Source organism: Bradyrhizobium ivorense, from assembly GCF_900696085.1.
Lineage (GTDB): Bacteria > Pseudomonadota > Alphaproteobacteria > Rhizobiales > Xanthobacteraceae > Bradyrhizobium > Bradyrhizobium ivorense.
This window is the reverse complement of record NZ_CAADFC020000016.1, coordinates 868,790-889,750: the sequence shown is the minus strand read 5'-3', so window position 1 is coordinate 889,750 and position 20,961 is coordinate 868,790. Positions and strand designations below refer to the sequence as shown.

19 protein-coding genes are annotated in these 20,961 nt (G+C 63.0%); 17 read left to right on the top strand and 2 right to left on the bottom strand.

All coding sequences use genetic code 11. The features are described 5' to 3' along the window. Window positions 1-6 precede the first annotated feature (6 nt). Window positions 7-1,329, top strand: coding sequence for an NAD(P)/FAD-dependent oxidoreductase (locus CI41S_RS24185; RefSeq protein WP_139861857.1), 1,323 nt, complete (start codon window positions 7-9; stop codon window positions 1,327-1,329). Here the strand turns inward: CI41S_RS24185 and CI41S_RS43645 are convergent. Next, complete coding sequence (locus CI41S_RS43645) at window positions 1,326-1,493, bottom strand: hypothetical protein (protein WP_172628162.1); 168 nt, start codon at window positions 1,491-1,493, stop codon at window positions 1,326-1,328. The two genes, CI41S_RS24185 and CI41S_RS43645, sit on opposite strands and share 4 nt — an antisense overlap. On the opposite strand from CI41S_RS43645, the gene CI41S_RS24180 reads away from it, so the two are divergent. The 8 genes from CI41S_RS24180 to CI41S_RS24145 all read left to right on the top strand — a co-directional run bounded on the left by CI41S_RS24180 (window position 1,492) and on the right by CI41S_RS24145 (window position 12,395). Further along, window positions 1,492-3,390, top strand: coding sequence for a sensor histidine kinase (locus CI41S_RS24180; RefSeq protein WP_139861856.1), 1,899 nt, complete (start codon window positions 1,492-1,494; stop codon window positions 3,388-3,390). The two genes, CI41S_RS43645 and CI41S_RS24180, sit on opposite strands and share 2 nt — an antisense overlap. Then, complete coding sequence (locus CI41S_RS24175) at window positions 3,380-4,756, top strand: sigma-54-dependent transcriptional regulator (RefSeq protein WP_139480461.1); 1,377 nt, start codon at window positions 3,380-3,382, stop codon at window positions 4,754-4,756. The genes CI41S_RS24180 and CI41S_RS24175 overlap by 11 nt, the downstream gene beginning before the upstream one ends. 136 nt (window positions 4,757-4,892) lie before the next feature. Continuing rightward, complete coding sequence (locus CI41S_RS24170) at window positions 4,893-6,611, top strand: PHA/PHB synthase family protein (RefSeq protein WP_139861855.1); 1,719 nt, start codon at window positions 4,893-4,895, stop codon at window positions 6,609-6,611. A gap of 328 nt (window positions 6,612-6,939) precedes the next feature. Continuing rightward, window positions 6,940-7,614, top strand: a complete 675-nt coding sequence (gene tenA / locus CI41S_RS24165) for a thiaminase II (protein WP_139861854.1) — start codon at window positions 6,940-6,942, stop codon at window positions 7,612-7,614. A gap of 485 nt (window positions 7,615-8,099) precedes the next feature. Next, window positions 8,100-9,140, top strand: coding sequence for a 2-keto-3-deoxygluconate permease (locus CI41S_RS24160; protein WP_139861853.1), 1,041 nt, complete (start codon window positions 8,100-8,102; stop codon window positions 9,138-9,140). A gap of 29 nt (window positions 9,141-9,169) precedes the next feature. Then, the gene (locus CI41S_RS24155) at window positions 9,170-10,480 is read left to right on the top strand and encodes a four-carbon acid sugar kinase family protein (RefSeq protein WP_139861852.1); all 1,311 of its coding nucleotides are present in this window, start codon (window positions 9,170-9,172) and stop codon (window positions 10,478-10,480) included. Further along, window positions 10,477-11,475 (top strand): 4-hydroxythreonine-4-phosphate dehydrogenase PdxA, encoded by a 999-nt coding sequence (gene pdxA / locus CI41S_RS24150; RefSeq protein WP_139480466.1) that lies wholly within the window; start codon window positions 10,477-10,479, stop codon window positions 11,473-11,475. The genes CI41S_RS24155 and pdxA overlap by 4 nt, the downstream gene beginning before the upstream one ends. Window positions 11,476-11,627: 152 nt before the next feature. Continuing rightward, complete coding sequence (locus CI41S_RS24145; protein WP_139861851.1) at window positions 11,628-12,395, top strand: DeoR/GlpR family DNA-binding transcription regulator; 768 nt, start codon at window positions 11,628-11,630, stop codon at window positions 12,393-12,395. Between the two features lie 47 nt (window positions 12,396-12,442). On the opposite strand, the gene CI41S_RS24140 is transcribed toward CI41S_RS24145, so the two are convergent. After that, window positions 12,443-13,168, bottom strand: a complete 726-nt coding sequence (locus CI41S_RS24140) for a GntR family transcriptional regulator (RefSeq protein ID WP_139861850.1) — start codon at window positions 13,166-13,168, stop codon at window positions 12,443-12,445. 214 nt (window positions 13,169-13,382) lie between these two features. On the opposite strand from CI41S_RS24140, the gene CI41S_RS24135 reads away from it, so the two are divergent. Genes CI41S_RS24135 through CI41S_RS24100 form a run of 8 tightly spaced genes read left to right on the top strand, consistent with a single transcriptional unit; the run spans window position 13,383 to window position 20,923 of the window. Continuing rightward, entirely contained in the window at window positions 13,383-14,624 is a 1,242-nt protein-coding gene (locus tag CI41S_RS24135) for an alpha/beta hydrolase family protein (protein WP_139861849.1), read from the top strand. A 2-nt stretch (window positions 14,625-14,626) separates the two neighbouring features. After that, window positions 14,627-15,274: a cysteine hydrolase family protein gene (locus CI41S_RS24130; RefSeq protein WP_139861848.1), complete on the top strand. Its 648-nt coding sequence runs from the start codon at window positions 14,627-14,629 to the stop codon at window positions 15,272-15,274. Window positions 15,275-15,311: 37 nt separating this feature from the next. Further along, complete coding sequence (locus CI41S_RS24125) at window positions 15,312-16,196, top strand: polysaccharide deacetylase family protein (protein ID WP_244626675.1); 885 nt, start codon at window positions 15,312-15,314, stop codon at window positions 16,194-16,196. Further along, a complete protein-coding gene (locus tag CI41S_RS24120) occupies window positions 16,193-16,900 on the top strand; it encodes a fumarylacetoacetate hydrolase family protein (RefSeq protein ID WP_139480471.1) in 708 nt (235 codons plus the stop codon). The genes CI41S_RS24125 and CI41S_RS24120 overlap by 4 nt, the downstream gene beginning before the upstream one ends. 2 nt (window positions 16,901-16,902) lie before the next feature. After that, window positions 16,903-17,787: a polysaccharide deacetylase family protein gene (locus CI41S_RS24115; RefSeq protein WP_139861847.1), complete on the top strand. Its 885-nt coding sequence runs from the start codon at window positions 16,903-16,905 to the stop codon at window positions 17,785-17,787. A gap of 20 nt (window positions 17,788-17,807) precedes the next feature. Continuing rightward, complete coding sequence (locus CI41S_RS24110; RefSeq protein WP_139480473.1) at window positions 17,808-18,659, top strand: branched-chain amino acid ABC transporter permease; 852 nt, start codon at window positions 17,808-17,810, stop codon at window positions 18,657-18,659. A 29-nt stretch (window positions 18,660-18,688) separates the two neighbouring features. Continuing rightward, the gene (locus CI41S_RS24105) at window positions 18,689-19,618 is read left to right on the top strand and encodes a branched-chain amino acid ABC transporter permease (protein ID WP_172628161.1); all 930 of its coding nucleotides are present in this window, start codon (window positions 18,689-18,691) and stop codon (window positions 19,616-19,618) included. Window positions 19,619-19,663: 45 nt separating this feature from the next. Continuing rightward, the gene (locus CI41S_RS24100; protein WP_139861845.1) at window positions 19,664-20,923 is read left to right on the top strand and encodes an ABC transporter substrate-binding protein; all 1,260 of its coding nucleotides are present in this window, start codon (window positions 19,664-19,666) and stop codon (window positions 20,921-20,923) included. Window positions 20,924-20,961: the final 38 nt, after the last annotated feature.

Here is a 20,961-nt window from a genome sequence, read left to right as displayed (position 1 = left end):
GCCATCATGAGTGAGCCGCAATCGGGAAAACGCCGGGTCGTGATCGTCGGAGGCGGGGCGGGCGGACTGGAACTCGCCACCCGCCTCGGCGACAAATACGGCCGCAAGGGCAAGCTCGATGTCACGCTGATCGAGCGCAACCGCACCCATGTGTGGAAGCCGAAGCTGCACGAGATCGCAGCCGGCAGCATGGATATCGCCGCCCACGAGGTCGACTACCTCGCGCAATCATATTGGCACAGCTTCCGCTATCGGATCGGCGAGATGATCGGCATCGATCGCGAGCGGCGTCAGGTCGAGGTGGCGGCCTATCTCGACGCCGAAGGCCGCGAGGTGACGCCGCAGCGCAGCTTCGACTACGACGTTCTTGTCATCGCCGTCGGCAGCCAGAACAACGATTTTGGCACGCCCGGCGTCGTTGACCACGCGATCAAGCTGGAGTCGCAGGCCGATGCGAAGCGGTTCCACGAACGCATGGTCAATGCATGCATCCGTGCCCATGCGCAGTCGGCGCCTCTCGGCGAGCACCAGCTGAAGGTCGCCATCATCGGCGCCGGCGCGACCGGCGTCGAGCTGGCGGCGGAGCTGCACCGCACGACCCGGGAGGTGGTGGCCTATGGCCTCGACCAGGTCGATCCGCACAAGGACATCAAGATCACGCTGATCGAGGCTGCGGACCGGGTGCTGCCTGCGCTGCCCGAACGGGTTGCGCAAGAGACGGAGAAATTGCTCGTCAAGCTCGGCGTCGATCTGCTGGTGGGGGCCAAGGTTTCCGAAGTGTTCGCCGACCACGTCAGTCTGACAGACGGACGAACCATCCCCGCCGAACTGATCGTCTGGGCCGCCGGCGTCAAGGCGCCGGATTTCCTTAAAGGTATTGCCGGCCTCGAGACCAACCGCATCAACCAGCTCGCCGTGCGGCCGACCTTGCAGACCACGCGCGACGACAACATCTTCGCCATCGGCGACTGCTCGGCCTGCGCATGGGGCGAGCGCGGCAATGTGCCGCCGCGCGCGCAGGCGGCGCATCAGCAGGCCTCGCACCTCTATTCCCAGATCCCGCGGCATCTGCGCGGCGAACCGATCAAGGATTATCGATATCGCGACTTCGGATCGCTGGTGTCGCTCGGCGAGTTCAGCACGGTCGGCTCGATGATGGGCTCGCTGGTCGGCGGCGACCTGGTGTTCGCGGGTCTGTTCGCGCGCATGATGTACTTGTCGCTGTACAAGATGCACGAATACGCCCTGCACGGTCCGGCGAAGGTGGCGCTCGACACGCTGGCCCGCCTGATCACCAGACGGACCGAGCCGCACGTCAAGCTCCATTAGCGCAGTGTAGAGGAGGTGAATGCCGTGTCGGCCATGATGCTGTGCCGAAGCTGGAGGGAAGGCTGATGGACGCTGTGTTCCTCGGCTTGATCCTGCCGCTCACCACCGCCTGCACCGGATTTTCCTGTCGCGTATTCCGGGGCAAGACCGTAGAGTTGGGCCATGCGTGAGTGGTCGTCCGCAATGGCCGGCGCTCCCGGCGTTGTGCTGGTTCACGAGATGACGGAGCTTCCTTCCCTGGTGACCATCAAGGGACCTGCCACAGTCGGTTCGGTGGTGCCCACTTCCACGCGTTGGCTGGTTCGCGGCGCGGTTGCTCTTGCGCTGGTCGCCGCGGCGTCGTGGCTCGGATATGTGATCGCGTTCCGTCAGGGGCTCGACCATTTGCACGCCGCAGCTCAGCAGCGCTTGACCGTCGAGGCTGCCAGGCTCGACGGCCATCTTTCGCGATTTGAGTATCTGCCGTCACTGCTGGAGACATCGCCCAGCGTGTTCCGGCTGCTCGAGGCTCCCGACGATCGTGCACTGCAGCAATCCGTCAGCCTCTATCTGAAGTCGATCAACCTGCTTGCGGGAGCCGACAACCTCTATGTTCTGAGCGTCTCCGGCGCGACGCTTGCCGCGGCGGATTTCGACCAGCCCGGGACGCCGTTCGGCGAAAACCTGTCGTATCGCCCCTATGTCAGCGAAGCGCTGTCGCGCGGCCGCGGCGCGTTCTACGGCGTCGGCATCACGACCGCCAAGGCCGGCTACTATCTGTCCTATGCGCTGAAGGACGGCGGGGCGACGAAGGGCGTTGCCACCGTCAAGGTCAATCTGGAATCGTTCGAGCAGGCGTGGCGCAACACTGAAAACGACATTCTGCTGGTCGACGAGCGCGGGGTGACGATCCTCGCCTCTCGCGACGCGTGGCGCTATCGCCCGATGGCGCCGCTGTCGGTTCAGACGCGCGACGACATTGCGCGATCCAAACCCTACGGCAACCACGACCTGGCACCACTGGGATGGAATTTCGCCGGTCAGTCCACCGGCGATGCTGCGCGGATCACCGCGGAGAACGGCACCGCCTACACGGTCAGTGAGCTTCCGATCAACCGCGGCCTGTGGCGGCTGATCCTGCTCGACGACGAGGCGCCGACGCGGCAGACCGCGCTGATTATCGGCGTGATATCGGGCCTCGCAGCCGTCGTTGCGCTGCTGGCGCTTGGCCTGGTCGAGCAACGCCGCAGGGAGATCCGGCAACGGCTGGCCAGCCAGGCTGCGCTGGAGACCGCGAACGACATGCTCGAGACCAGGGTGCAGGAACGCACCGCCGAATTGCGGGCCACGCAGGATGAGCTGGTCCATGCCGGCAAGCTGGCGGCGCTCGGCCAGATGTCGGCCGGCATCGTCCACGAGCTGAACCAGCCGCTGGCCGCGCTGCAGACCGCAGCCGACAACGCGGTCCTGCTGGTCGACCGCGGCGCGATCGGCGATGCCCGCGGCAACCTCACCCGGATTGGCGAACTGGTGCGCCGGCTCGCGCGCCTGACCAGCCAGTTGCGGGTATTCGCCTACAAGTCGAGCAGCCCGCTCGGTGCGGTGTCGGTCGAACAAGCCGTGGCCGAGTCGCTCAAGATCCTGGCCGGACGCGTCAAAGAAGGCGGCGTCGCCGTCGTGACCGAGGTCGACGCCAAGCTTTGTGTCGTTGCCGATCAGACCCGGCTTGAGCAGCTGTTGTGCAACATCGTGGCGAACGCGCTCGATGCCGTGGAAGGCGCAGAGCGCAAATCGATCCTGATCCGGGCGGGCAGGGAAGAAGCGCCGGCCGCGCGCTGCCGCATCACCATCAGCAACAGCGGGCCGGCGATCGCCTCCGACGTGCTGCAGCGCATGTTCGAGCCGTTCGTGACGACCAAGCCCGCGGGCAAGGGCCTGGGCCTCGGCCTGATGCTCTCCAACCACATCGTGCGCTCGTTTGGCGGCGAACTGCACGCGCGAAACCTGATGCCTGATGGTGCCGAGTTCGTCGTGACCCTTCCATTGGCTGAGACAGCAGAGGCGGCTTCGCATGGGCGATGACCAAACGATCGGCGTGATCTATGTCGAGGACGATGACGACGTCCGGATCGGCGGCGTTCAGGCGCTCGAGCTGGCCGGATTTTCCGTCCTCGGCTTCGCCTCGGTCGAGACCGCCAACGGATCGGTTCGCGCCGACATGCCCTTTGTGGTGGTCTGCGACGTGCGTTTGCGCGGACGGAGCGGCCTCGACTGGCTGTCGGATCTGCGCCGGCTGGACCAGGATCTGCCGGTGATCCTGATCACCGGTCATGGTGATATCTCGATGGCGGTGCAGGCGATGCGGACCGGCGCCTATGACTTCATCGAAAAACCCTGCTCCTCGGAGCAGCTGATCTCGGTCGTGCGCCGCGCGGCCGAGAAGCGGCGGCTGACGCTCGAAGTGCGCTCGTTGCGCTCTGCGCTGGCGGACCGCCAGGGCATCGACGCCAGTCTGCTGGGACGGTCGCCGCAGATCCAGGAGGTGCGCCGCCTGGTCTCCACGCTGGCGGCGACCAATGTCGACGTCACGATCTACGGCGAGACCGGCACCGGCAAGGACGTCGTCGCGCGCTGTCTGCACAATCACAGCGGCCGGCGTGGCGGCAATTATGTCGCGGTGAACTGCGGCGGCCTGCCGGAATCGCTGGTCGAGAGCGAGCTGTTCGGCCACGAGGTCGGCGCGTTCACCGGTGCTACCCGCCAGCGGATCGGCAAGATCGAATATGCCAATGGCGGCACGCTGTTCCTCGACGAGATCGAGAGCATGCCGCTGAGCGTCCAGGTCAAGCTGCTGCGCTCGCTGCAGGATCGGTCGATCGAGCGCGTCGGCACCAACAAGCCGATCGCGGTGGATTGCCGGGTCGTGGCCGCGAGCAAGGTGAATTTGCTTGAGCTGAGCGAAAAGCGGCTGTTTCGCGCCGATCTGTATTATCGCCTCGGCGTCGCCTTCATCGAGCTGCCGCCGCTGCGCGAGCGGCGCGAGGATATCCCGCTGCTGTTCGAGCATTTCACCCTGGACGCGGCGCGGCGGTTCGAGCGCGATGCTCCGATCCTCGACGAGCAGACCATGTTGCGCCTGCTGGCCTATTCGTGGCCGGGAAACGTGCGCGAGCTGCGCAACGTCGCCGACCGCTTTGTGCTCGGCGTGCTCGACGGCAAGGCGATCACCAAATCCGGTTTCGCGACATCGGAGGTGTCATTGCCGCGGCAGCTGGAGAACATTGAGCGCTCGATCATCGAGGACGCGCTGCGGCGCAAGCAGGGCGACGTGCAGGCGACCGCCGTGCTGCTGAGCATCCCGAAGCAGACGCTGTACGACAAGATCAAGCGGCTTTCAGTCAACGTCGACGGCATCAGGGAAGGCGCGACCGTGCGCTCCGCGTCCTGACGATCGCGGCGGCCGACGGCCGCTCCGTGCGGGCGACGAGATCACAAGCTCTCGTTCATGCGAGGGTAAAGGGCGCCAGGTAGAAGCGGCCCGAAGTCGGAAGCAAACGAACTCATCAATCTTGCGAGGGGACGTCATGAATCGGCCATTCAACATGCCTGACGAGTTTGTCGAGGGCTTCATGAAGGCGGGGGAAAGCCTGTGGCGATCGCTCGGGTGGGCACCCAAGGCCGATGGTGACGGGGCGGACCTCGGCGCAGCCCTGAACGCGTCGGGCCGCCTCGCCGAATTGCAGGCGGGCCACCTGATGCGCCTGTACCAGCTCACCGAGCACGTGATGAAATCTGCAGCCGGCGTGCAGAGCGACGGCGGCATCGAGCCTGCGCGCGGCGATCGCAGGTTCAACGCCACGGAATGGCGCGACAACGCCGCCTATAGCCTGCTTAAGCAATGCTATCTCCTGAACTCGCGCTATTGCGTCGATTTCGTCGAGGCGCTCGAGCTCGACGAGAAGGAAAAGCATCGCCTGCGCTTCTTCACCCGCCAGCTGGTCGAGGCGATGAGCCCGACCAATTTCATCGCCTCCAACCCTGACGTCATCAAGCTGGCGACGGATAGCGAAGGTCAGAGCCTGAAGGCAGGCCTCGACAATCTGATGGCCGATCTGGGCCGAGGCAGCCTGACCATCACGGACGAGCAGGCGTTCGAGGTCGGCAAGGATGTCGCCACGTCGAAGGGCGCGGTGGTGTTCGAAAACGAGCTGTTTCAACTCATTCAGTATGCACCGGCGACCGAGCAGGTGACGGCCCGGCCGCTGCTGATCGTGCCGCCCTGTATCAACAAGTTCTACATTCTCGACCTGCAGCCGGCCAATTCATTTGTCCGCTTCGCGGTCGAGCATGGCCTGACCGTGTTCATGGTGTCCTGGCGCAATCCCGATGCCTCGTGCGGACACTTCGGCTGGGACGATTACGTCGAGCACGGCGCCATGCGCGCCATCGAGATTGCCCGGTCGATCGCGGGCGCCGACAAGATCAACGTCGTCGGCTGGTGCGTCGGCGGGACTATCCTGTCGTCGGCGCTGGCGATCCTGCGGACACGCGGCGACGAGCAGGTCGCCAGCGTGACATTGCTGACCACGATGCTCGACTTCCGCGAGCCGGGCGATCTCGGCGTGTTCGTGGACGAAGAGGGCACCCGGCAGCGTGAGCTCACGATCGGCAATGGCGGCATCTACCGCGGCTCGGAGCTTGGCTTCGTGTTCCAGACCCTGCGTTCCAAGGAGCTGATCTGGCCGAACGTGATCGACAACTATCTGAAGGGAAAGCCACCGGAGCGGTTCGATCTGCTGTTCTGGAACGCCGACGTCACCAACCTGCCGGGGCCGATGTATTGCTGGTACATCAGGAACATGTACCTGGAGAACAATCTTCGCGAGCCGAACCGGCTGACGATGTGCGGCACTCCGGTCGATCTCGGGCGGGTCGACCTGCCGGCCTATGTGCTGGCCACAATGGAAGATCACATCGTGCCGTGGCGGTCGGCCTATCGCACCACGGGCCTGTTCAGCGGCGAGACCCGCTTCGTGCTCGGCGCCAGCGGGCACATTGCCGGCGTGATCAATCCCGCCTCCAAGAACAAGCGCAGCTACTGGCTGTCGGACCAGCGCTGCGACGACCCTGCGGCGTGGCTCGCCGGCGCGAACGAGAAGCCGGGCAGCTGGTGGAATGACTGGATCGCCTGGCTCCAGCCGTGGGCTGAGGACCGGGTGCCCGCCCGCACGCAGCTCGGCAGCAACCAGTATCCTTCGGGCGAATCCGCGCCGGGCCGATATGTGAAGACGAAGGCAAACTGATCGCGTCTGCCGTCGGCATTGGTGGGAGAATCGTCGCCGCTGCTAAGTTTCCTGCCCTTTTCGTCGAATTCGACCACGTTCGCGGCGCATTGCGCGGGTTGTTACTAGCGCGAAACTGGTGCGGATTGTCTGTCGTCGAATCTTGGACCAGGACGTTGCGTTCTGCAGGTGATAACGTGAGAACGCACTCAGGCTCAGCGATCGACGGCAAGAGACCTCCATGCGGCAGCGGGCCGGCAGATCGCCGCGGCCGGCCAAGGTCAGCGTCACGACGCAGGCTATGGGAAAGTAATCAAAAGCGGTTCATGCAAGCCAAACGGAACATAACGTGAGTTTCTGGGAGCGTCTAAAGACAGAGGCATCTGCTGAGTGGCGCGCTTACACCGAGCATCCATTCACGAACGGACTGGCAGACGGCTCGCTCGCCGAAGCGGCGTTTCGTTATTATCTTGTCCAGGATTACTTGTTCCTCATCGAGTTCGCGCGCGCCTACGCGCTCTCGGTCTACAAATCGCCCAAGCTTGCCGACATGCGTGAAGCAGCGGCCGGTCTTTCGGCCATCCTTGATGTCGAGATGAACCTTCATGTGACGCTCTGTGCCGGTTGGGGTCTGTCCCCAAGCGACCTTGAACAGACTCCTCCGGCCGCCGAGATGCTAGCCTATACTCGCTACGTGCTGGATGCCGGAATGCGCGGCGATCTGCTGGCGCTCAAGGTAGCGCTAGCCCCTTGCGTGATCGGGTACGCGGAGATCGCGAAGCGCCTAGCTGCACAACCCGATGCGGACGCTGCGACGAACCCCTATCGCGGCTGGATTGCCGAGTACGCCGGCGCGCCATACCAAGAGGTCGCGGCGAAAGCGGGGGCGCACTTGGAGCGTCTCGCTGATCTCTACGCCACCCCGGCCCGCGAGGCAGAGCTGATTGCGATCTTCAAGGAAGCTACTCGTCTCGAGGCAGACTTCTGGGAAATGGGCTGGCGCGCGGGCCAACGTGCCGAATAGCGCTTCGGAAATAGTCAGGCTCATAACCTGAAGGTCATCGGTTCAAATTTGTTGGCAAAGCCATCCGCAGATTTGGGCTCAACTGGGCTCTATTTAGTGATTTCGGTCTCTTGGTCTGACACCGTTTGACCCAAAGCAGACCCATGCAGTTGGCCCAACGAACGTTTTCAAACATCGCTTGTCGTTTCTAATTTTAGATCGTTGCGAGCGCGACGGCTTACAAGCCGACGTTCCGCTGGGCCGGGGCGGTGTCCCGCCTGCAGGCGAGGGCCCGGCCGAGACTCAGTTGCCTGGCATTCTCCCGCGAGCAAAATCAATCGCATCCGACGGAGCGAATGATCGGGTCGGTTTTGCTCAAAATGCGCAATACAGGTCTTGAAGTCTGCGTGATATGAGCATAAACGGCGAAGTTACCTGCCCTGCTCGTCTTATAGCGGAACGCGCAGAATGATCGAAGTGCGCGATGCGCGGGAGGACAACAGAAAATGCAGGTTCCAATTAAGCGGGCGATCGAGAGCGTGCCTGGCGGGATGATGGTAGTCCCTCTGTTGGTCGGGGCGCTTATTGCCACCTTCTTTCCCGATACCCCGAAGTTTTTTGGCTCCTTCACCGGCGCACTGTTCTCTGGCGCGCTGACGATTCTCGCGGTGTTCTATGTTTGCATGGGCGCGAGCATCGACTTCCGCGCGACCCCCTACATTGTGAAGAAGGGCGGCACCCTGCTGATCGTGAAGGTTGGCGTGGCCGTTGTCCTCGGCCTGATCTTCGGCAGCATTTTGGGAGAGACGCCGGTCGCAGCTGGCATGTTCGCGGGTGTCTCGACGCTCGCGATCGTCGCCGCGATGAACGACACCAATGGCGGTCTCTATATGGCGTTGATGGGCCAATATGGACGTCCGCGTGACGTCGGCGCCTATACCGTCATGTCGCTCGAGAGCGGTCCTTTCCTCACCATGATCACTTTGGGCGTCGCCGGCCTCTCGGCATTTCCATGGCAGACCCTCGTGGGCGCTATCCTGCCTCTGGTGGTGGGTATGATCATCGGCAATCTCGACAGAGAGATGCGCGACTTCCTGAGCCGCGCGGTGCCTGTGATGATCCCGTTCTTCGCCTTCGCGCTCGGCGCCGGCCTCGATCTGTCGAAGGTCTGGCAGGCCGGCCTGCTCGGCCTCGGCATGGGAGTGGCCGTGGTGGTTGTGACCGGCATCCCGCTGTTCCTCGCCGATCGCATCACGGGCGGGAATGGTGTCGCGGGTGTTGCTGCGGCCTCGACGGCCGGTAATGCGGCGGCCGTCCCGGCGATTGTCGCCGCGGCGAATCCAGCCTATGCGGACGCGGCGCGGCCTGCGACTATCCTCGTCGCGGCGTGCGTCGTGGTTACCGCAATCCTCGTGCCCATCGTCACCGCCTGGACAGCCCGCGTTGTTGGCCGCGACGTCGAGGAGCCTGCAGAAGAGAACAACGTGGCTTCTGCCGGCAAGATGACCCCCGCGGCGCGCTCGGTTGTCACTGAGGCAAGTCACTGAGGCAAAGTCACTGAAGCAGGTCGCTGAAGATGGCCCCTAAAGCAGCGTTTTCCGGCGAAGTGGATAACGGTTCGAGTCAAGAAAACGCGTCAAGCCAAAGCTGGCTGATCGTCGCTGACGATCTCACCGGTGCCGCGGACTGTGCGATCGCCTTCGGCAGAAGGGGGCGTACGGCTGCGGTGACGTGGGGTGAGATGACCGACGCGTCGGGCAACCAACTGCCCGTCCTGGCCTACGATGCCGCGAGTCGAGGCCTTTCGGCCGGGGCCGCTGCAGCCCGCCATGCCGATGTGCTGGCGCACCTGTGCAAAGGCGGACGTATTCTTTTCAAGAAGATTGACTCGACGCTGCGGGGGCAACCTGCAGCGGAGACTGCCGCCGTGCTTGCGCATCTCAGGTCACGGTCGGGTCCGGCCTTCGGCGTGCTCGCGCCGGCCTTTCCGGCCACCGGCCGCGCCATCATCGACGGGTGTATCCTGGTCAAAGGCCGCCCCCTCGAGGAGGCCGAGGTCTGGCACCGCGACCACACCTACCCGAATGCCGATCTTGTCGACGTTCTCGGAACCGCTGGCGTTCGCGGTGAGAAGGTCAAGCTCGCTGCCGTGCGCGGTGGCGATCTCAAAGCCACGTTCGCGAGGCTCGCCCGGGAGGGCGACGTGGTCGCGGCCTGCGACGCCGAGACTGAACACGATCTGCATTTGATCGCGGAGGCGAGCCTGCATGCATCGCCCGCAACCTTCTTCATCGGCAGCGCCGGCCTCGCGCACGCGCTGGCCGGCCTCGAAGTCAGCCATGCCGTCGAGCCGCTGCGCATTCCGACGAGCGCATCCGGCACCCTGATCGTGGTGGGCTCGCTCGCCGGCGCATCTCGCGTCGCCGCGCGCGAGCTGGAGGCGACCGGCACCGTGGCGCATTTCCCGGTCGCGCCGGAGAGGCTGCTCAACGATGGTGCCGGCCGGGCGGCGCTCGCCGCGGACGTGATGAAACGACTTGCCGGCGGCAGCGATACACTGGTTGAGATCATGATGGATGATGATCCCGACATGTCGCTCGGCCCGCAGCTCGCCAAGGGGCTCGCCGACGCTCTTGAGGCCGTCGCACCCGCGATCGGCGCCTTCGCTGCGACCGGCGGCGAAACCGCCGCGGCGATGCTGTCGCGCTTCGGCGTCAACGGCATCCGTCTTGCCGACGAAATCGAGCCGGGCGTGTCGCTCGGCCTTACTCTTGGCCGATTGTCTGTTCCGATCGCCACCAAAGCGGGCGCATTCGGTGACGAGAACAGCCTCATCCGCATCAGCGAGCGGCTTCGCGCCGTCCGAACCAGAGGAAGTTTCACATGACTCGTCCGACCATTGCGATCACCATGGGAGATCCGGCCGGTATCGGGCCCGAGGTGATCATGAAGGCGCTGGCGCAGCCGCAGGTGCAGGCGATCTGCAATGCGCTGGTGATCGGCGACGCCAACCGACTGCGCAAGGCCGGTCAGATCGTCGGCGTGTCGCTTGAGGTCGATGCGTTGAGCGACGCGAAGCAGGCGAATTTTGCGTCGAAGGCCGTGCAGTGCGTTGACCTGAAGCTGGTGCCGGACGATCTGCCGTTCGGCAAGGTGTCGGCGACGGCAGGTGAGGCGGCCTATCGCTATATCGAGAAAGCCGTGCAGGTGGTGCAGGCGGGGCTCGCGCAGGGCATCTGCACCGCGCCGCTTTCCAAGGAAGCGCTGCATGCGGCCGGCCACAAATATCCCGGCCATACCGAGCTCCTGGCGCATCTGACCGGCACGCCGGAAGTATCGATGATGCTGGTGTCGCCGAAACTCCGCGTCATTCACGTGACCACGCATATCGGCCTGCTCGATGCGATCGAGAAGATCGAGCCCGGCCTCGTCGAGCGTGTCATCGCACGCGGACATGACGTGCTGGTGCGCGCCGGCGTCGCCAATCCGAAAATCGGCGTCTGCGCCATCAATCCGCATGCCGGCGAGAACGGGTTGTTCGGCCGCGGCGAGGAAGCCGCGAAGATCGCGCCGGCCGTGCAAGCCTGTCAGCGCAAGGGCTGGGACGTGCGCGGCCCCCTGCCTGCCGACACGCTGTTCTTCCTGGCCGGCCGCGGCGACTTCGACATGGTGGTCGCGATGTATCACGATCAGGGCCATGGACCCATCAAGGTGCTGGGGCTGGAAGCCGGTGTGAACATCACGGTTGGTCTGCCGGTGATCCGCACTTCGGTCGATCACGGGACCGCCTTCGACATCGCGGGCAAAGGCATCGCCGACGAGCGCAGCCTGATCGAGGCGCTCCGGCAGGCGGTCGATCTCGCGCCGAAGAACGCGGCTTGAGGGGGCTGCGCGGACTCCCTTAGGATGAGGAGCGAGATGCGCGTTAACCGCTGACATTGCGCGGCCGGTGTATCGTGGTATCCATCGACCGTGCCGCGAAGCCGATACGGTCGAGCTCGGCTGACGGCAATGAATCCGGGGGCTGAGGTTCGATGTCGATGCGCAGCAAGGAGCGTCACGCTCGTCTGTTGGAAGCACTGAACGCGGGAGAGATCGATGTCGACGATCTCGCGAGGCGCTTCGACGTCTCCGCTTCCACCGTGCGGCGCGACCTGCAGCATCTTTCCAAGAACAATGCCGTGCGCCGCACCTATGGCGGCGCTATTCTCACCGCCCACGCGAACGAGACGACGCTCGAGCAGCGCCTCGCGGTCCAGGGCAAACAGAAGCAGGCGATCGCGCGCGCGGCGATCGATCTGATCGAGGATGGCGACACGCTGATTCTCGATGCCGGCTCGACGGTCGCAGCCTTCGGCCGGCTGCTGCAGCAGCGGCGGCTGCGCATCATCACCAACAATCTTGCGCTGCTGCCCTTCTTCGCCAAGGCTCCGACCATAGAGCTTGTGGTGCTGGGCGGCGCGCTGCGCACCACCAGCATGAGCACCATGGGGCCGCTCGCCAATGAGGCGCTGCGGCGCATGACCGCGGACCGCGCCGTCATGAGCGCCGACGGCGTGGTGAATGGCCGTGGCCTGTGCGAAGCGGATCTCGAACAGGTCGCACTGAAGTCGCTGATGATGCAGCAGTCGAAGGAAGTCATCGTTCTCGCCGACGCCAGCAAGCTCGGCCGCGCCGAACAGATGGCCTGGGCGCCGCTGCCGCCGCGCTGGACGCTGGTGACTGATGTCGGCGCATCCGAGGAGCAGTGCAAGCGTCTCGCCGATGCGGGAGCGCGCGTGATCGTTGCGGGCGTTCGCTGAGCCGGCATCGCAATTCTTCGCGATGGTTCGTTCGCTCGCTCGCGCTATTAAACCCTGCCCTTCAATGACTTGAGAAGAGAAGCGCGCACGCCGGAAACGTGCTCGCGCATGATTGCCTCTGCACGCCACGGTTCGCGCGCCATGATGGCTTCGTAAATGCGGTGGTGATCATCGTGTCGCCTGCGCACATCACGATGTTCGAAAGCGACGATGTTGCGGCTCGACGACATCGGGACGTGATGGCAAATCCGGATCATCTCGCTGAGCATGCGATTGCGCGCAGCGGCCAGCAACGTGTCGTGAAAGTCGCCATTGATGCCGCGATAGATGAGAAGGTCGCCGTCCGCAAATTCTCCGCGTGACAGCAACTCATCGCCCGCAACGAGACTTTTCTCGATCACTTCGCGCTCGCTGTCGCTGAGGCCTCGTTCGGCCGCAAAACGTGCTGCAAGTCCCTCCAGCGACGCGCGGATCTCATAGGCGTCCACGATGACGTTGAGAGGGAATTCCCGGACGGTGAAGCCGCGATTGGGTGCGTAATCAAGCAGGCCTTCGCCGGCCAGCGCCTGCAGGGCCGCGCGCACCGGCGTGCGCGACACATCAAGGGTCTTGCTGAGCCGGACCTCATTCATGCGCTCGCCGGCGCTGACGGTGCCATCCAGGATGAAGTTGCGGATCCGCTCCATAACCGAGAGCGCGCGGTTGCCTGCGCGGATACTCGCGGCTTCGGCTGTTTTGAGGTCTGTCTGATCAGACGTCTCGATTTCCTGCATCACGGCAACTGTACACACTTTTGCTGTAGAATGTCAATTCCAGTAGTTCATCCTACAGATTCAGGGGATATTTTGCACGAAATTCGCGCATTTTTGGGAGGCAGTCTGCAAAAATGTTGACCAGGCCTAAAAAGTGTATGTAATTCTTGTTGACTCCGATTTGTGACGCGCGATGATGCGCCATCGGAAATGACCAAAATGAACGGCACATCTCATGGGTTCTGGGAGGGCGATCGGCGAAAATGCCATCGAGGAGATCACTGCGGACCGTTCTCCGCATTATGAGCCGTTCGGATGGCATCATTGGCCGGAACACCCCTGGCTCGCTTATCAATTCCGCCGCGGTCTCGGTGAGACCCAGGAAGGTGGCGGCAGCGTCTCCGAGGTGATGCTGGCGGGATCTCGGATGATCCCCGGCGATCTCGAGAGCTGGCACAAGGAATGGATGGTGATCGCCGATGCCAACTGGCAACGCGGTCTGGCCGAGGAGAGACTTGGCCACATCCGCACCGCCATGAACTGCTTTCTCCGTGCTGCCGATTACTACCGGCAAGCCGAATTCCATCTGGAGCCGATCGACCAGCGTCGGCTTCCGACCTTCGAGAAGATGGAAGCCTGTTCGCACAAGTTCATTTCCTATCTAAATCCACCCGGCGAGGTCGTCGATATCCCCTATGAGCCGGGCAAGCCGATCTGCGGCTACTTCATCCGCGCACCATTTCCCGGCGACAGGCTGCCGGTGCTGATCTGCATGGGCGGTCTCGATTCCATCAAGGATGAGATGTGGTTCATGCAGGCCCATGGCTGTCTGCAGCGAGGCATCTCGGTGCTGATGGTCGATTTGCCCGGACAGGGCGGCACGCTGCGCCGTCACGGCCTTCCCACGCGCGCCGATACGGAAGTGCCGGTCGGCAAGTGCATCGATTGGCTGGAGCAGCGAAGCGATGTCGATCCGTCGCGCATTGCCGTCTGCGGTTCCAGCATGGGCGGCTACTACGCAGCGCGCGCCGGCTGTTACGAGCATCGCCTCGCGGCTGTGATCTCCCATGGCGCGGTGTGGTCCGTGCATGACATGTGGGGCCAGAAGGGTGACGATTTCGGCCTGGCGATGCATATCCGCTGGGTATTTGGCGCCAAGACCATGACGGAAGCCCACGAACTGATGAAGCCCTTTACGTTGAACGGGCATCTCAAGCACATGAAGTGCGCATATCTCGTGCTGCATGGTGGTCACGACGTGCTGACGGTGACGGCGGCGCGGGCCACCTATAATCACGCTATCGCCAATGGCGTGAATGCGACCTTGCGCGTGCTTGAACCGGAGGAAACCGGAGCCGAGCATTGCCAGCACGACAATCCGACCATCGGGCAGGAGGTCCTTGCCGACTGGCTCGCCGACAAGTTCGGCATCGATCAGCGCGAGCTGCTGAAAACCTCGTTTAATCCGCTGGTGTGAGCATGAATCTCGGTGTCGATCATATCAAGGCTGCGGTTGTTGCCATCGACCTTCATCGCGGTCATCTCGACCTGACGGTCGCGACCATGCCGACCACGCAGGAAGTAGCGGACCGCGTCATTGCTGCGAATAAGCGGTTGTTCGATTGGTGCCGCGCCAACGGCATTCTGGTCGTACATCAGCTCACCTCCTATCGCGACGAGGCTGAGATCCGCGCCAATCCGTTCTGGCGCACGCGCGCCGAGGATCCCAAGGCGACGCGCAAGAACGTGATGCGGCACAATATCATCGGCGGTCCCGGGTGCACCGTGATGCCGGAGCTGCTCGACGCCAAGGATTTCATTATCGACACCAAGAAGCGCTACGATTGCTTCCTCGGCACCGATCTCGATTTTGTGCTGCGCTCACATGGCGTCAACACGCTGCTGATCACCGGCGTGAACACCAATTCCTGCGTTCTGGCGACGACGACGGCCGCCAACGTGCGCGATTATTCGGTGATCGTGGTCGAGGACTGCGTGGACAGCATGGACGGCCCCGAGCTGCATGCCGCCGGCCTCGCCTGTATCCGCACCGCGTTCGGCTTCGTGATGGATACCGATGCTGTCATGGAGCTCGACGGCCTCAAGGCCGGCAGCGGCGTCGCATGATCCGTTTCAATTTCTCACCTTCCAAGGGCATCCAGCTATGACCAGTCCCATGCAGCCGCGTGAGCGCTCTGATTTTTCTGCCATTGTCGATCGCCCCAAGCTGAAGCTGCCAGGCAATGCCCGCCTGATCTTCTGGACTATCGTCAATTTTGAGGTCTGGGACATTTCCAAGCCGATGGCGCGGCAGGTGCTCCCGGCGCCGACCGGCCTGCCGCTGCTCCCTGACGTGCCGAACTGGAGTTGGCATGAATACGGCATGCGTGTCGGTGCCTGGCGCTTCTTCGATCTGTACAAGAAGCTCGGCATCAAGCCGACGCTGTCGATCAATGCCCGTGTCTGTGAGGACTATGAGCGCGTCGCGCGGGAAGCCAAGGATCTCGGATGGGAATTCATGGGCCACGCTTATGAGCAGGGGCCGATCCACAAGGAGGCCGATCAGAAGGCGATGATTCATCACTCGATGGACGTGATCGAGAGATTCACCGGCAAGCGCCCGGTGGGGTGGCTCGGACCGGGCCTGACGCAGACGCTGGAGACGCCGGAATATCTTGCCGAGGCTGGCGTAAAATATATCGGCGACTGGGTCTATGACGACGAACCCACGGTAATCCGCACCGACAAGGGACCGCTCACCACGCTGCCTTACACGGTCGAGATAAACGACATTCCGATGATGATGGTGCAGCATCACGAGGCGACCCAGTTCTTCAACCGCGCCAAGGATCAGTTCGATCGCCTATATATCGAAAGCGCTGATCGGCCAAAGATCATGTCGATCGCGATCCATCCCTACATTTCCGGCCAGCCGTTCCGCATCAAATATCTCGAACAGGTGTACGACTACGTGAACCAGTTCGAAGGCGTCGTACATATGAACGGCGCCGAGATCCTCGACTGGTACAACACGCAGGTGACCAAGTGAGCGTGGCAGGTCAGCAGGTATTGCCGCCGGTCCCGGCGATCGGCGTGCCGGTCGTCGGCGGCGGTTTCTTTCCGGTGCGCCGCGTCTATTGCGTCGGCCGCAACTATCTCGACCATATCCGCGAGATGAAGGAGGCCGACGAACGCGATCCGCCTTTCTTCTTTCAGAAGCCGCGTGACAGCGTGGTGCCAGATGGCTCGCGCGTGCCGTATCCGCCTTTCACCGAGGACTTCCAGTACGAGGTCGAGCTGGTGCTGGCGATCGGTGAGCCCGGCCGCAATATCGCGGTGGAAGACGCGCTCGAACATATCTGGGGTTATGCGGTCGGCATCGATCTCACCCGCCGCGATCGCCAGCGCGAGGCGCGCGACATGCGTCTGCCCTGGGAGATGGGCAAGAGCTTTGACGCATCGGCGCCCTGCGGCGTCATCGCGCCGGCGCGCGACGCGCGGCATTTCAACAATTGCGTCATCACACTGTCGGTCAACGGCGTCGAGAAGCAACGCGGCGATATCAGCCAGATGATCTGGAGCGTGCCGGAAATCGTGGCGCAGCTTTCCAAGCAGATGAGGCTGGAGCCGGGAGATCTGATCTACACGGGCACTCCCGCCGGCGTCGGCGCCGTGATGCCCGGCGATGTCATCGATGCACGCATCGAGGGGCTGCCCTCGCTCGGCATCACCATCGTTGCCCCGGAGGTGTGAGCATGCTGCCTACCGAACGTATCTCTTATTCGCCGATCGACGCCCGGCTACCGTTGAAGCTGCCGAATGGCAAGCGCATGGCGGTGTGGATCATCGTCAATGTGGAGGAATGGGACGCCAAGCTGCCGATGCCGCGCACCGTGTTGACGCCGCCGGCCGGCGGCTCGCCATCACCGGACATCCCAAACTGGGCGTGGCACGAATACGGCAACCGCGTCGGCTTCTGGCGCATGCTGAAAGTGTTTGACGATTACAAGCTGCCCGCGGCGCTGGCTATCAACGGTTCGGCAATTGCTGCCTACCTGCCCATCGTCGAGGCCGCGAAAGCACGAAACTGGGAATTCATGGGCCATGGCTTCACTCAGCGCAACATGCAGAAGGTGGAGAACGAGCGCGAGGATATCCGCAAGACCGCCGACGTGATCGAAAAAGTCACCGGCAAACGGCCGCGTGGTTGGCTCGGACCGGGCCTCACCGAGACGTGGGAAACGCCGGATCTGCTGAAGCTGGAAGGCTATGAATATGTATGCGACTGGGTGCTGGATGACCAGCCCGTGTGGCTAAAGACGACGACCACGCCCATCGTGAACGTGCCCTATACACAGGAATGCAACGACGTCGCCATGATGCTGATCCAGCATCACAAGGCGTCAGAATATTACGACCGCGCCATCGATCAGTTCGAGCAGATCTACGAGGACGCGGCGGATAGCGCCCGCGTGATGGCATTGGTTGTGCACCCCTACATCATGGGCGCACCGCATCGCCTGAAGCATTTTCGTCGCATCTTCGACACGATCGCGAAGAAGCCGGACGTCGCCTTCATGACGGGCGAGCAGATTCTCGCTTGGTATCTCGACGTCGGGCCGAAAGCGCCGGCGGCATAGGGCGGGCAAAGTCACTGGGCATGAGCCTCTTTCAACTCCTCAACGGCCTGACCTTCGCTGCACTGCTGTTCGTGGTTGCGAGCGGTTTCACGCTGATCTTCGGCCTTTTGCGCATCGTCAATCTCGCCCATGGCGCGCTGTATCTGTTCGGCGGCTATATCGGTTTCAGCATCGCCGTGAAGACCGGCAGCTTCATCGTCGGCGGGATCGGCGCCATGGCCGCAATCGCCGCCATCGGCTTCGTGCTCGATCAGGGCCTGCTGCGCTTCGTGCGCGGCAACGAGCTGCGGCAGGTGCTGCTGACCCTCGGCGTGGCCTTCTTCCTCAACGATCTCGCGCTGGTGATTTGGGGCGGGGACAGCTTCACCGTCCCGATCCCGGAATTCCTGCGCGGCGGTGTGCGCGTGTTCGGGACCTTCTATCCGAAGTACCGCCTGTTCGTGCTGGTGATGGGCATTCTCGTTTTCATCGGCCTGTGGGTGCTGCTCAATCACACGCGGCTCGGCGCGCTGATCCGCGCTGGTGTCGATGATGCCGAGATGGTGGAAGCCTCCGGCGTCAATATCCGCCGCGTGTTCCTGTTTACCTTCCTGTTCGGCTCGGCGCTGGCCGGCCTCGCCGGTCTGATGGGCGGCGCCTTCCTGTCGCTTTACCCGTCGGCAGATGCGGAAATCCTCACCTTTAGTCTTGCTGTGGTGATCATCGGCGGTCGCGGCAGCCTGGTCGGCGTCGCCGTCGGCAGCCTGCTGGTGGGCCTGCTGAATACGCTGGGGCAGGTAATGTTCCCCGAACTTGCTTATTTCGTGATCTTCGGCCCGATGGCGGTGCTGCTGGCATTCCGTCCGCTCGGCCTGTTCGGACGTGCCACATGACGCCCGCATCCAAATCCCGGATTCTCGGTATGACCGCGCGAGGCGCAACTACTGCGGCTGCGATCCTGATCGTCGCCGCGCTGCTGCCGTTGGGATTGTCCAGCTATCAGGTCGGTCTCGCCACCGAGATCCTGATCTTCGGCATTCTCGCGATGTCGATCGATATCCTCGCGGGCTTCGCCGGCCGCACCTCGCTTGGCCATGGCGCCATCTTCGGCGTCTCCACGTATGTGGTGGTCTATATGACTTCGCAGGCGGAGATGTCGCCGTGGTTGGCGCTGCTGCTCGGTATTGCGGCGGCCACTGTGGTGGCGGCGGTGTTCGCGCTGCTCGCGGTGCGCACCTCCGGCGTCTACTTCCTGCTGCTGACGCTGGCGCTCGGCATGATCATCTGGGGCGTCTGTCTGCGCTGGACTCAGGTGACCGGCGGCGAGAACGGCATGCGCGGCGATGTCCGTCCGGCGATCCTTGTCGGTCAGAGCGCGTTCTACTGGGCGGTGTTGGCCTGTGCGGCAGTGGTCTCTTACGCCATGTGGCGCTTCGTGTGCTCGCCGTTCGGCTTGACGCTGCGCGGTATCCGCGACAGCGAAAGCCGCATGCGCAGCCTCGGCTACAATGTGCCGCTGCATCTGTTCATCGGCTTCTCGGTGTCCGGCGTCTTCGCCGGCATCGCCGGAGCGCTGTATGCGATGTTCAACAATTTCGTCAGTCCCTCGACCGTCGCGCTCGCGCAGTCTGTGGAGGGTGTGCTGATGATGATCGCCGGCGGTGTTGGCACGCTGTTTGGCGCCTTTGTCGGCGCGGCGGCGATCATCGTGCTGGAGAACATCGTCAGCTCCTATACTCAGCGCTGGCTGATGGTGCTCGGCATCACTTTCGTCCTCATCATGATCTTTGCCCCCGAAGGTATCATCGGCAAACTGCGCGCGATCTTCTCGCGCAAGGCCAAAGCACCTTAGACCGCACTTACATTTCATTCGGGTTTCTCACGAAAGGGCTTCGAGATGGATCGCAGACAATTTCTCAAGACTTCGACCGCCGCGGTGGCTGCAATGGGTGCGGGCACCGCGCCATGGCGCGCCGCGCAAGCGCAGGCCACGCCGATCAAGATCGGCCTGTTGGCGCCACTGACCGGCGTTGTCGCTTCCGGCGGCAAGGAAATGGTCGAGGGTGTGCAGTTCTATCTCGATCAGGTGAAGAACGAGATGGGCGGCCGGAAGGTTGAACTCGTGATCGAGGACGACGCCTCGAACCCGGACACGGCGCTGCAGAAGGCGCGCCGTCTGGTGGAGCAGGGCAATTGCCACATGCTGATCGGCAATTTGCTCGCCAATACCGGCCTTGCCGTCGCCAATTACGTCAAGGGCACCGGCACTCCTTACTTCATTCCGATCATCGCCGCCGACGATCTCACCCAGCGCGCGCGCATCAAGAACGTGATCCGCGTCGCCGGCTATACGGCTTCCGCCTTTACCCATCCGTTCGGCGACTGGTGCCTGAAGCAGGGCTACAAGAGGATCGCCACCATCAGCCAGGATTATACTTTCGGCCATGAGCAGTGCGGCGGTCTAGCTCAGGTCTTCACCGAAGGCGGCGGGACGATCGTGCAGCAGTTCTGGCATCCGCTGAACACTGCCGACTTCAGCCCCTATCTCGGCCAGCTCGCCGAACTCAAGGTCGATGCCATCTTCGCCATGGAAACCGGCGCCGACTCGACGCGCCTCATTCAGCAATATGCGTCTTTCGGCCTGAAGGAGAAGACGCCGCTGCTGATGGCCATGAACGGCACTGACCAGTCGGTCATCCGCACCATAGGCCCGGAATGCGAAGGCATTGTCGCAGCCGCGCATTTCGCCGAAGGTTCGGACGTGCCGACCACTGCGAAGTTCGAGAAGGAGTACGAGGCCAAGTACGGTAAGATCCCGTCGCTCTACGGCTTCTCGATGTATTCCGGCATGATGTGGATCGATGCCGCGCTGAAGAAGATCGACGGCAAGGTTGAGGACCGCGAGACCTTCATCGAAACGGTGCTGAAAACCGAACTCGACAACTCGCCGCTCGGCAAGGCCGTCAAGTTCGACGACTACGGCAACCCGATCTATGACGTTTATATTCGCAAGGTCGTCAAGCGCGCCGACAGCAAGTTCTGGAACGTGCCGATCGAGACCTATCCGAATGTCTCGCAGTTCTGGAAATACGATCCGGCGACGTACCTGAAGCAGCCGCCTTACTCGCGGACCTTCCAGGGTATCAAGAAGGCCTGATCTGAAACGCTGACACCGAGACGCGGCGGGTCCGCGCC